Annotated in this window: 7 protein-coding genes and 1 tRNA gene; 4 read left to right on the forward strand and 4 right to left on the reverse strand. The window is 66.1% G+C overall.

Translation table 11 applies throughout. The annotated features are described in order from the left end of the window. Positions 1 to 49: 49 nt before the first annotated feature. From mfd to EDF58_RS01675, 3 genes are all read right to left on the reverse strand, one after another. Positions 50 to 3,535: a transcription-repair coupling factor gene (mfd, locus tag EDF58_RS01665; RefSeq protein WP_132262115.1), complete on the reverse strand. Its 3,486-nt coding sequence runs from the start codon at positions 3,533 to 3,535 to the stop codon at positions 50 to 52. A 103-nt stretch (positions 3,536 to 3,638) separates the two neighbouring features. Next, positions 3,639 to 3,920, reverse strand: coding sequence for a succinate dehydrogenase assembly factor 2 (locus EDF58_RS01670; RefSeq protein WP_132262116.1), 282 nt, complete (start codon positions 3,918 to 3,920; stop codon positions 3,639 to 3,641). A 135-nt stretch (positions 3,921 to 4,055) separates the two neighbouring features. Then, complete coding sequence (locus EDF58_RS01675) at positions 4,056 to 4,478, reverse strand: host attachment protein (protein WP_132262118.1); 423 nt, start codon at positions 4,476 to 4,478, stop codon at positions 4,056 to 4,058. A 109-nt stretch (positions 4,479 to 4,587) separates the two neighbouring features. Between EDF58_RS01675 and recG the strand changes: the two genes are divergently transcribed. Next, positions 4,588 to 6,645 carry an ATP-dependent DNA helicase RecG gene (gene recG, locus EDF58_RS01680; protein ID WP_132262120.1) on the forward strand — a complete coding sequence of 686 codons (2,058 nt, stop codon included), beginning with the start codon at positions 4,588 to 4,590 and terminating at the stop codon, positions 6,643 to 6,645. 66 nt (positions 6,646 to 6,711) lie between these two features. On the opposite strand, the gene EDF58_RS01685 is transcribed toward recG, so the two are convergent. After that, positions 6,712 to 7,302: a hypothetical protein gene (locus EDF58_RS01685; RefSeq protein ID WP_132262121.1), complete on the reverse strand. Its 591-nt coding sequence runs from the start codon at positions 7,300 to 7,302 to the stop codon at positions 6,712 to 6,714. Between the two features lie 354 nt (positions 7,303 to 7,656). On the opposite strand from EDF58_RS01685, the gene EDF58_RS01690 reads away from it, so the two are divergent. The 3 genes from EDF58_RS01690 (at position 7,657) to EDF58_RS01700 (ending at position 11,507) form a co-directional block, all read left to right on the forward strand. Next, a tRNA-Pro gene (locus EDF58_RS01690) sits at positions 7,657 to 7,733 on the forward strand. A gap of 272 nt (positions 7,734 to 8,005) precedes the next feature. Further along, positions 8,006 to 10,195: a TonB-dependent receptor gene (locus EDF58_RS01695; protein WP_132262123.1), complete on the forward strand. Its 2,190-nt coding sequence runs from the start codon at positions 8,006 to 8,008 to the stop codon at positions 10,193 to 10,195. A gap of 112 nt (positions 10,196 to 10,307) precedes the next feature. After that, entirely contained in the window at positions 10,308 to 11,507 is a 1,200-nt protein-coding gene (locus EDF58_RS01700) for a helix-turn-helix domain-containing protein (RefSeq protein WP_132262125.1), read from the forward strand. Positions 11,508 to 11,537 lie beyond the last annotated feature (30 nt).

The following is an 11,537-nucleotide window of genomic DNA, read 5'->3' on the forward strand; positions in this document are numbered from 1 at the left end:
CGAACTGGTTTCAGGATGACGGGCGTGGAGGCGCGGCGTCCTTTTCGGTTCAGCCCTTGCGGGCGACCGAGGCCAGGCCCTTGGTCAGTTGCAGCAGGCCGTTCAGGCGGCTCTTGGGATCGCCCCAGGCGCGTTGCAGGACCAGCTTGTTGTCCGGACGGAGCTTGACGGTGCCCTGAAGGCGCTCGGCATAGGCGATGAGGCCAGCCGGGTTCGGGAAGCTGTCGTTGTGGAAGCTGACGAGAGTGCCGCGCGGGCCGACGTCGATCTTGGCGATATGCGCCTCGATCGCCTGACGCTTGATCTGGATGAGCTTGATGAGGTTCGAGGTCGCCGAGGGCAGGGGGCCGAAGCGGTCGATCATCTCGGCCGAGAGCGATTCGATCTCGTCCTTGCTGTCGGCATCGTTAAGGCGGCGATAGAGCGCCATGCGGACGGCCAGATCGGGCACGTATTCCTCGGGGATCATGATCGGCGCTTCCACCGTGATCTGCGGGGACAGGCCGGAGGTATCCTTCTCCAGGCCTACCCCGCCTGCGCGGGCGGCCAGGATCGCGTCTTCCAGCATCGACTGGTAGAGTTCGAAGCCCACCTCGCGGATATGGCCCGACTGCTCGTCGCCCAGCAGGTTGCCGGCGCCGCGAATGTCCAGGTCGTGGCTGGCCAGCTGGAAGCCGGCGCCCAGGGAATCGAGGTCGCTCAGGACCTTGAGCCGCTTTTCGGCCACTTCGGAAAGGGCATTGCCGGCAGGGGTCGTCAGGTAGGCATAAGCGCGGAGCTTGGATCTGCCCACTCGGCCGCGCAGCTGGTAGAGCTGGGCCAGGCCGAAGCGGTCGGCGCGGTGGATGATGATCGTGTTGGCGCGCGGAATGTCGATGCCGCTCTCGACGATGGTGGTCGAGAGCAGGACCTCGTACTTGCCTTCGTAGAAGGCGCTCATGCGCTCTTCCACTTCACCCGCGCTCATCTGGCCGTGGGCGGAGATGACCTTTACCTCGGGCACGTTCTTGGCCAGCCATTCCTCGACTTCGGCCATGTCGGTGATGCGGGGCACGACGATGAAGCTCTGGCCGCCGCGATGGTGTTCGCGCAGCAGGGCCTCGCGCATCACCATCTCGTCCCATTCCATCACGTAAGTGCGGACCGCCAGGCGGTCGACCGGCGGGGTCTGGATGGTCGAGAGTTCGCGCAGGCCGCTCATCGCCATCTGCAAGGTGCGCGGGATCGGCGTGGCGGTGAGCGTCAGGACGTGAACGTCGGTGCGAAGCTGCTTCAGCCGCTCCTTGTGGTTCACGCCGAAGCGCTGTTCCTCGTCGACGATGACGAGGCCGAGGCGCTTGAAATTGACCGTTTTCGACAGGATCGCATGCGTGCCGCAGACGACATCCATGGTGCCGGCGGAGAGCCCGTCGCGCGTGGCCTTGGCTTCCTTTTCAGGAACGAGGCGCGAGAGGCGCCCCACTTCCAGCGGAAAGCCGTTGAAGCGCTCGGCAAAGCTCGAATAGTGCTGGCGCGCGAGCAGGGTGGTCGGCGCGACCACGGCGACCTGCTGGCCGGCCATGGCCGCGACGAAAGCGGCGCGCAGGGCTACTTCGGTCTTGCCGAAGCCGACGTCGCCGCAGACCAGGCGGTCCATCGGCTTGCCTTCGGCAAGGTCGCCCAGCACGTCGTCGATGGCGTGTTCCTGGTCCTCGGTTTCCTGCCAGGGGAACCGGTCCACGAACTGGTCGTAGGAGGACTTTTCGGGCAGCAGCGCGGGCGCGACGCGAAGGGCGCGCTCGGCGGCGGTCTTCATCAGTTCGCCCGCGATCTCGCGGATGCGTTCCTTCAGCTTGGCGCGGCGCTTCTGCCATGCCTCGCCGCCCAGTTTATCGAGAGCGACGCCTTCCGCCTCGCTGCCGTAGCGCGAGAGAACGTCGAGGTTTTCGACCGGGATGTAGAGCTTGTCGCCGCCTGCGTAAGTCAGCATCACGCAGTCGTGGGGCGACTGGCCGACCGGGATCGACTGGAGCCCTTCGTAGCGGCCGATGCCGTGGTCCATGTGGACGATCAGGTCGCCCGGCGTCAGTGCCGCCAGTTCGGCGAGGAAGGCGTCGGAATCCTTCTTCTTTTTCTTCCGGCGGACCAGGCGGTCGCCGAGAATGTCCTGCTCGGTGACGACTTCGACGGTATCGTTGGAAAAGCCGGTTTCCAGCGGCAGCACCAACGCGGCGCTGCGCCCCTGAACCGCCAGGCCGAGCGCTTCCTGCCAGGTGTCGGCAAGCCGCGGTTCCGGGCCCTGCGCTTCGCCCAGGATCGAGACGAGGCGGGCGCGGCTGCCGGTGGAATAGGCGGCCAGGATCGCCTTGCGGCCGGTCTTGGCGACGGCGTGCAAGTGCTTGGCCGCTGCCTCATAGGCATTGTCGCCGCGCGCCCGTTCGGGCGTGAAGTCGCGGGCATTGCCGAAGCCGAAGTCGATGACCGTCTTCGATTCGGGCTGCGCGAAAGGATCGGCGCGGTGGACCGGGAAGGCAGCGACGGCCTGCTCGAATTCCTCGCGCGCAAGATAGAGCGCGTCGGTCGCCAGCGGGCGGTAGGATCCCGCCTTCTGCCCCGAGGTTTCGAGGCGGGCCTTGTGATAGTCCGCGATGTCGTTGAAGCGCTCGTCCGTGGCGCCCAGCGCGGAGCTGTCGATCACCAGCAGATCATCGTCCGCAAGGTGATCGAACACCGTGACCAGGCGATCCTCGAACAGCGGCAGCCAGTGCTCCATGCCGGCAAGGCGGCGGCCGTCGCTGACGGCCTGGTAGAGCGGGTCGGCCGTGGCATTGGCGCCGAACATCTCGCGGTAGCGGGCGCGGAACCGCTTGACGCTGTCGTCGTCGATCAGCGCCTCGCTCGCGGGGAGCAGGAGATGTTCCTGCACCGAGCCGGTCGTGCGCTGAGTGCCGGTGTCGAACAGGCGCAGCGTTTCCAGCTCGTCACCGAAGAAGTCGAGGCGCAGGCCGCCATCCAGACCCGAAGGGACGATGTCGAAGATCGAGCCACGCACGGCGAATTCGCCGGCGTCGATGGCAGTATCGCTGCGCTGGTAGCCCTGGCGGCGCAGCAGCGCGATCAGGCTCTCATGGCCGATGTCGAGATTGGGCTTGAGCAGGCGCACCGATTCGCGGATGCGGAACGGCGTGAGCACGCGCTGCAGCACGGCATTGGCGGTCGTGACCAGAAGCTGCGGGCCGGAGCGCTTCTGCTGAAGCCGGTGCAACGCGGCCAGGCGGCGCGCGCTGACCGAGAGCGCGGGGCTGGCGCGGTCGTATGGCAGGCAGTCCCAGGCCGGGAATTCGACGACGTCCAGTTCCGGCGCGAAGAACTGCGCGGCATCGGCCACGGCGCGCATGGCGCTTTCGTTGTCGGCGATGAAGACCGCGCGGCCGTTTCCGGCCTTGCTTGCCGCGGCGCGGGCAAGATCCGCCATGACCAGCGGCTGTGCCCCCCGCGTCACCGAGGCGAGGGTCAGGGGCGAAGTCGCCGCGAGAATACGTTGGAAGTCGGTCATCTGGTCGTTGTTGGGCCTTCGACAAGCTCAGGCTGAGCGGGTCCGAGAGTTTGCGTCATTCTCTGCTCACGCCGCGTTCCGAGCGTGCCGAGGGGGCACGGCATCAACGCGGAATGTCGACGTAATCGAGCTTCATCATGCGGTCCATCAGCGGGCCGCGATATTCTTCGGGGATCGACAGGGTGCCGAGCGCCCAGGCCATGATGTCCACGTCCTCTTCCTCGATCATCTTCTCGAAGAGGTCGAGATCGCTTCCGGACCATTCGGCGTGAAACCGGTCGAAGTAGCAGCCGATCATGTAGTCGGCCTCGCGCGTGCCGCGATGCCAGGCGCGAAACTTCAGTTTGGCGAGACGCGCTGCGGCTTGAGGCGAAAGTTCGGTCATATCCGCGCCGTTACCGCGCCGCGCCGGTTGGGGCAAGGTTCGGCGGGGCAACCCTGGCCTTGAGGACGAACGAGCGGCGCCCGCCGGGATCTCTCGCGATCCTCCCGGCAGGCGCCGTCGGGTCTGCCGGCGCGCTTAGCGCTGGAACACCTTGATGATCTCTTCGCTCGGGCGGCCGGTCATCGTCTTGGGCACTTCGGTCAGCAGGGCGCCCTTCAGTTCCTTGTGATAATGTCGCCGCATCTCGCCAAGCGAGCGGGGATCGGCGACGATCACCAGTTGATCGATCTCCCGGTCCAGCACCTGCTGGTTGAGCCAGCCGGCCACGGCGGCGGCGTGGGCGCTCTCGTCCAGGGCATCGTTGCTGCCGTCGCCGGTACGCGCCTGATGGCGCTTCTGGGCATCATGGCGGCGGAACCCCGCGCTGAAGTTGGTCGGTTCGAGGTCCGGGGTCTCCAGCGAGGTGAGCCTGGGTGCGGCTTCGCGCCCCGAGTTGCGATAAAGTTCGAAGTTTTCACCGTCGACGATCGCGAACACGGTTCCGTGCGGAAGAAGCATGCATTTCTCCTATGCTGGTGGGGGGAACATCCAAAGCAACGTGGCTGTCCGCAAATCCGTTCCCCATCGGTCTGGCGAACGGAGCCGTTCTCGCGCTAAGAGGCTGACCATGCGGCCCGAAGCACTGAATTGCCTGTTCACCGAGACCGATGCCCTCGACGGCGTGGGACCGAAGCTCAAGCGTCCGCTCGAAAAGCTCGGGCTCACGCGTATTCGCGACCTGATCTACCATCTGCCCGATCGTTTCGTGGAGCGGCGCGCGGTGACCAATCTCGACGACGCGAGCGTGGGCGAGAACGTGATCGTCCAGCTGACGGTGCGCGAGCATCGCTCCCCCGCCGGACGCGGGCCGTTCCGGGTCCTGGCCGAGGATGCCGCGGGAAATGTCTGCACCATCACTTATTTCGGCCGCGCGTCCTTCACCGCCCGCAAGCAATTGCCGGTGGGCGAGACGCGCTGGGTGGCCGGCCGGCTCGACCAGTATGGCCAGATGCTCCAGATGGTCCATCCCGAACATGTCTCGGAAGACAGCGCCGCGCCGGTGGGCCAGCTTTGCGAGGCGGTCTATCCGCTGTCGGAAGGGCTGACCCAGGGGCGCGTCGCGGGTCTTGTCCAGCAGGCGCTCAAGGTCTTGCCCGAACTGCCCGAGTGGATCGAGACCAGCCTCTACGACAAGATGAAGTGGCCGGCCTGGCACGACGCCGCGCGCGAAGTGCACCGCGGGGTCCATGCCTCGGCCCGCGATCGCCTGGCCTATGACGAACTGCTGGCCAATGCGCTGGCGCTGATGCTGGTGCGGGAGAGCAATCGGAAGCAGTCCGGCACGCCGCTGAAGGGCGACGGCTCGCTGCGCGCCAGGCTGAAGCTGCCCTTTGCGCTGACCGGCGCGCAGAAGCGCTCGATCGACGAGATCGAGGGCGATATCGCCCAGAACGCCCCGATGCTACGCCTGCTTCAGGGGGACGTTGGCGCGGGCAAGACGGTGGTGGCGCTCAACGCCATGCTGATCGCGGTGGAAGCGGGCGCGCAGGCGGCCCTGCTGGCGCCGACCGAGATTCTGGCGCGGCAGCATTACGAGACTCTGGCGCGGATGCTCCAGGGCACCGGCGTCGAGATCGCGCTGCTCACCGGGCGCGACAAGGGCAAGGCGCGCGAGGCGATTCTCATGGGCCTGGTCGGCGGCACCATCGACATTATCGTCGGCACTCATGCGATCTTCCAGGACACGGTGTCCTACCGCAATCTCGCCCTGGTGGTGATCGACGAGCAACACCGCTTCGGGGTCGGCCAGCGGCTCATGCTCGCGCGAAAGGGCCGCCGCACGCCGCATACCCTGGCGATGACGGCCACGCCGATCCCCCGCACGCTGACTCTGGCGCAATATGGCGAGATGGAAGTCTCCAAGCTCGACGAACTGCCGCCCGGGCGCCAGGCCATCGATACCCGGGTCGTCTCCGTAGAACGGATGGACGACGTGGCCGGGGCCATCGCCCGTCATATCGAAACCGGGCAGCAGGCCTATTGGGTCTGTCCCATGGTCAGCGAGAGCGAGAACGACGACCTGGCCGCGGCCGAGGCCCGCTACGCCGTGCTCAAGGAGCGCTTCGGCGAACAGGTGGTGCTGGTCCACGGCCAGCTCAAGCCCGATGTGAAGGACGCGGGCATGGAACGCTTCGCCAGCGGCGCGGCATCGGTGCTGGTGGCGACGACCGTGATCGAGGTGGGCGTCGACGTGCCGAATGCGACGCTCATGGTCATCGAGCAGGCCGAGCGCTTCGGTCTTGCCCAGCTACACCAGCTGCGCGGACGGGTAGGGCGCGGCAGCGAGAAATCGACCTGCCTGTTGCTGCGCGGGCAGCAACTCAGCGAAACCGCGCGCCAGCGCCTGGCGCTGATGCGCGAGACTCAGGACGGCTTCCGGCTGGCGGAGGAAGACCTCGAGCTGCGCGGCGGCGGTGAACTGCTCGGCACGCGGCAGTCGGGAGATACTCCGTTCCGCATCGCCAGTCTGGAGCAGATCACCAAGCTGCTGCCGCTGGCGCATGACGACGCGCGCCTGCTGATCGAGCGGGATGGCGGTCTGGCCGGGCCGCGCGGGGAAGCGGCGCGCCTGTTGCTCTACCTGTTCGAACGCGACTGGGGCGTGCAACTGCTTCGCGGCGGCTGAATGCCCGTCGCCGCGGGCCTTGTGCAAGGCCGCTGGCGGGGTTCGGCTACCGCTCGGCGCCTGGCCTCAGCATCCCGTCGGCGTCACGCGCCCGGCGTAAATGGGTGAGAGCGGGAAGTTCAGCTCCGCCAGGAGCGCCGCGTCGGCATGGCAATACTTCTGCGCGGCCACGAAACTACGCACCGGCGCGAAGTCGAAAGCCGCATGATCCTGCACCAGAGCGAAGGACTGTATGTGCGTGGTCGCCGCCTCATAGGGCGAAGTGCCGACATCGCGGCTGGCGATCAGCATATAGAGTGTGGACTTGCCGCGAAAATTCCCGCGCGCGAAGCGGACGGACCGGATCACGTCGTCACCCACATGGGGCATGTCGATGATTTGCTCGCGGCCTTCCAGCGTGGCGGCGATCTCTCCGACCTTTACCAGGAAGATGTGCTGGCCGCGCACTTTGTTGTTCTGCCGCCAGAGCTGCGCGATCGAGCCTTCCTGTCCGGTGCCGGCAATGTCAGGCACGGCGTTGAGGCCGGGGGAGAGCGCTAGGGGCGTCAGCGCGGCCTCCTGCCCGGATGCGAGGGCAGGGCCAGACAGCGCCGAGCAGATGGCGGCGCAAACGGCGGCGCAGACTGGCGGGATAAGGCGGAAAGGCAGGTTTCGCATCGTCACTCCTGGCGACCACGCATCCTCACAGCCGTTCTGCCCGAGCGTCGGAGGTGCGACAAGAGGGCTGGCCGAAAGAGGTATCTGCCCGTGCGAACCACGCGATTCGTGCCCTTTCACCGAGAGCAGGACCCGCAAGCGCATGGCTTCGGCAGGGTAGGATCAAGAAAAACGAGCCTGTGGAAATTTCTGTTTTTGCTGGAATTTCCTTGGTTTTCGGGTGGCGGGCAGGGGTGTTTGCGGGCTCTTTCGGGGTCATGGCGCACAAAAATCGGATTGGGCCCTTGCCACCCCCGGAGTCGCCCTATATAGGCGCGCTCCTGCCCCGGGCGCTCTTCGGAACGCCCACCCGGTCGGGGAATAGCTCAGCCTGGTAGAGCACTGTCTTCGGGAGGCAGGGGCCGGAGGTTCGAATCCTCTTTCCCCGACCATTTCACCTTCGGGTGAGGCTTAGAAACCCAGCGGAAACGCTGGGTTTTTTGCTGTCTGGGGTTCGCGTCGGACCCAGGTGTCCGGCAGCGGCGGAAGCCGGGTTCCTCGAAAGGAAACCCGCAGGAGCCTGTCCTCATTATCGAGATTGCCGACCAATGCTGCATTGCGGGGCGGGCATCCCGGCACGCTTCGTGTAACCGCCATATTTCAGTTATTGCAACTCATTCGCACATGCGTCATGCACCCGGGAACAAGATTCAGGGTGGAATTCATGACAATCAACAATCGCGAGACCTTTCGTTTTTCCGCGCTTCTCCTGGCCGGCGTGAGCGCCCTGGCGCCGATGGCGGTGCTGGCGCAGGAGGCCGATCCCGCGCCGGAAAGCGCCGCGGAAATTCTCGTTTCCGCGCAGCGCATGAACCAGACCCAGGTCAGCGGCAGCGGCAGCCTCGGCGCGCTGGGGAACAAGGCGGCGGAAGACATCCCGTTCAACTTGCGCGCCTATAACGAGGCGCTGATCCTGAACCAGCAGCCCGACACCCTGGGTGAAGTGCTGGAGAACGATCCGACGATCCGCACCACTCTGGGCTTCGGCATTGCCGGGGAAGTGTTCGTCATCCGCGGTTTCGAACTCAATTCGGACGACATCGGCTTCGATGGCCTCTACGGCATCACCCCGCGCCAGCTCGTCGCGCCGGAGCTGTTCTCCTCGGTGCAGGTCATCAATGGTGCCAGCGCCTTCCTGAACGGTGCGGCTCCCGGCGGCAGCGGCATCGGCGGCAGCGTCAACCTGATGCCCAAGAAGGCCGAGCGGGACATGATCCGCGCGACGGTGGGCTATACTTCCGATTCCCATTTCTCGGGCGCCGTGGATGTCGCACGCCGCTTCGGTGAGAACGGCGAGTGGGGCATTCGCGTCAACGGATCGGCGCGCCGCGGTGACATCGCGATCAAGGACGAGTTCCATTCGAGCTATGTCGTGGGCGCCACGGTCGATTACGACAGCGGCCCGCTGCGTGCCATGTTCAACGTCAACTACCAGCGCCTGCGCCAGTCCAACTGGCGCCCCAAAGTCGCGATCGGCGACGAGATTCCGCGCGTACCGGGCGCCGATGCCAATTATTCCCAGCCCTGGAGCCTCATCCAGACGACGGACTTCTTCGGCACTTTCAGCGCGGAATACGACTTGTCCGACAATGCCATGGTCTACGCCAAGTTCGGCGCGCGCGACGGCAAGGAAGACCAGATCACGGCCGGGATCACCCTGCTTGATCCGGCCACCGGCGCCGCTACGGGCAGTGGCTCGCGGATCCCGCGCACTGACAACAACGAATCGGCGACGGCGGGCCTTCGTGTCAAGCTGAACGGCGGCGGCGTCAGCCACGAGGTGAACGTCGGGGTGGCTGCAAGCTGGCAGGTCAACCGTAACGCCTACGATTTCTTCCAGAGCTATACGACCAACCTTTACGATACCCCCGAGGTGGCGCGGCCGGCGTCCTCCTTCTCGGGCGGCGACCTGGACGATCCGTTCCCGATCAGCCGCACGCGAGTGGCCAGCGTCTTTGCGTCCGATACGGTCGGTTTCTGGGACGATCGCATCCTCGTTACCGGCGGCCTGCGCCTTCAGCAGATCAAGACGACATCTTACGCCTATAGCGATGGCGCCAGAACCCAAGGGTATGACAAGGACGCGATCACGCCGGTGGTCGGCGTGGTGGTCAAGCCGGTCGCGGGTCTGTCGCTCTACGGCAACCGTATCGAAGGCCTTGTACAGGGCACTTCAGCGTCCAGTTTCGTCACCATCAACGGCGTCGATGTGGCCGTGTCCAACGGCGGGCAGGTCCTGCCGCCGGTCAAGTCGGTCCAGTACGAAGTGGGCGGCAAGGTGAACCTGGGCCGCTTCAATGCCGGGCTGGCGGTGTTCCAGATCGACAAGCCGAACAGTTTCTATCGTCCCGATGCGGACAACCTCGGCCTCTATGAATTCGGCAACTTCGGCACGCAGCGGAACCGCGGCATCGAATTCACCATGGACGGCGAGCCGACCGACGGCCTGCGCGTCATCGGCGGCATCACGTACAACGATGCCAAGCTGCGCCGTACCGATGGCGGCGTGGATGAGGGCAATGACGCGGTGGGCGTGCCGGACCTGCTGGCGAACGCCAACGTGGAATGGGACATGCCCTTCCTTCCCGCGCTCACCCTGACCGGACGCGTGGTCTACACCGGCAAGCAGGCGGTGAACCGGGCCAATACGCTGGAGCTGAACGATTGGACGCGCTTCGACCTCGGCGCGCGTTATGTCGCGCTGCTGGGCGGTGACAGGCCGCTGACGCTGCGTTTCAACGTCGATAACGTGGCCAACAAGCGGTACTGGGCATCCGCCTTTGCCGTGTTCGGCACCCAGCTGCTCCAGGGCGGACCGCGTACTTTCAAGGCCTCGGCCTCGATCGAGTTCTGATCCGCTTCGCGAAGGCGGCCGGACATCGCGATCGGCCGCCTTCGCACTTGCGCCATGCGGAAATACGCGGCGCCGTCTGGACTGCGCCGCCACGGGCGATATGCACGGTGGGATGACATCCCCAGGCGACCGCAAAACCCGCTCCAACCCGCGTGACATCACTAGCCTCGTCGATGCCGCCCGCAGCGTGGCGGCGGCGCGGGGGATCTCGGGCATGAGCCTGCGCACCGTTGCCGAGGAAGCCGAGACTTCGGTCGGTTCGATCAGCTATCGCATCGGCGATCGTGCCGCGCTGATCGCGGCCGTGCTCGACCGGGAGATCGAACTCATGGCCCGCGCGCGGCGGGAATGGGGTGCGCGCGTGGAGGGGCACGATGTGCTCGGCTCGGGGCTGCTGGCCGATCTCGTCTGCGAATGGCTGGACGAGGGCGCGCATGGCCGCCGCACTTCCGCGATCGTCACTTGCGAACTGGCCCTGTTGGCGGCTCGGGAGCCGAGCGCGCTGCCAGCCATCGCCTTGCTGTTCGAAGAGGCCGAGGGGCTCTGGCGCGACATTCTGCCGTCCACGCCGGAGGGCGAGCGAGTGGCGCGCTTCATCGCCTGCTATTGCCTGGATGAGCAGGTCTTCTCGATCGTCCTGTCCGACGAGACCGATTACCGGCTGCTGCGCCATTCCACGGTGCGCGGCATGTTGCGCGGCGGGCAGGGCAGCGGCGACCCGGCTGGGTCGCGGTGGCACATGGCCCTCGTGGAGCGGCTGGCCGTGCCCGCTGCCGCCGCGCTCGACGAGAGCGCGCTGCCGCAGCAGGGAACCAAGAGCACCATCGCCGAGCATATCGCGGACCTGATCGTGGGGCAGGGCGTGGGCGTGCTTTCCCACCGTGCGGTGGCGCAAGTCGCGGGCGTGGCGACGTCAAGCGTGGCCCACCATTTCCCCACCCATCGCGACATTCTCTTCGCGGGGGTGGAGGCGGTCTACTTGCGGCTGCGCGGCCAGATCCGGGACACCGGTGCCAGGCTGGGCAGCGGCGACATCATCCGCCTGACGCATGAGTGCGCGCTTGCGGCGCTGACCGATCCGGGTTTTCGGCCCTTCGCCATCGATATGCGCCGTCGCCGCGCCGAAAACGTCCATGCCCAATATGCCGGGTGGCTGGGTGTTCCCGTGGATTCGGACCGTGCGCGGGCCCAGGCGCTGGTCGTGGCCTCGATCGGCAACGGCCTGCGCAGCCTGGCCACGGGAGCGGATTGGTTGCCGGGGCCGGATATGGTCCAGCTTCTCACGAAGGGCGGTACGGGTGTTTTGATATGACGTAAAATATCGAAAAAAAGACAATACGGC

Source organism: Novosphingobium sp. PhB57 (assembly GCF_004342985.1).
In the GTDB taxonomy this organism is placed as follows: Bacteria; Pseudomonadota; Alphaproteobacteria; order Sphingomonadales; family Sphingomonadaceae; genus Novosphingobium.

Bases quoted from the DNA above. Each gene is read 5' to 3' on its own strand.
- mfd (WP_132262115.1), bottom strand. From the start codon at position 3,535: ATGACCGACTTCCAACGTATTCTCGCGGCGACTTCGCCCCTGACCCTC.
- EDF58_RS01670 (WP_132262116.1), bottom strand. From the start codon at position 3,920: ATGACCGAACTTTCGCCTCAAGCCGCAGCGCGTCTCGCCAAACTGAAG.
- EDF58_RS01675 (WP_132262118.1), bottom strand. From the start codon at position 4,478: ATGCTTCTTCCGCACGGAACCGTGTTCGCGATCGTCGACGGTGAAAAC.
- recG (WP_132262120.1), top strand. From the start codon at position 4,588: ATGCGGCCCGAAGCACTGAATTGCCTGTTCACCGAGACCGATGCCCTC.
- EDF58_RS01685 (WP_132262121.1), bottom strand. From the start codon at position 7,302: ATGCGAAACCTGCCTTTCCGCCTTATCCCGCCAGTCTGCGCCGCCGTT.
- EDF58_RS01695 (WP_132262123.1), top strand. From the start codon at position 8,006: ATGACAATCAACAATCGCGAGACCTTTCGTTTTTCCGCGCTTCTCCTG.
- EDF58_RS01700 (WP_132262125.1), top strand. From the start codon at position 10,308: ATGACATCCCCAGGCGACCGCAAAACCCGCTCCAACCCGCGTGACATC.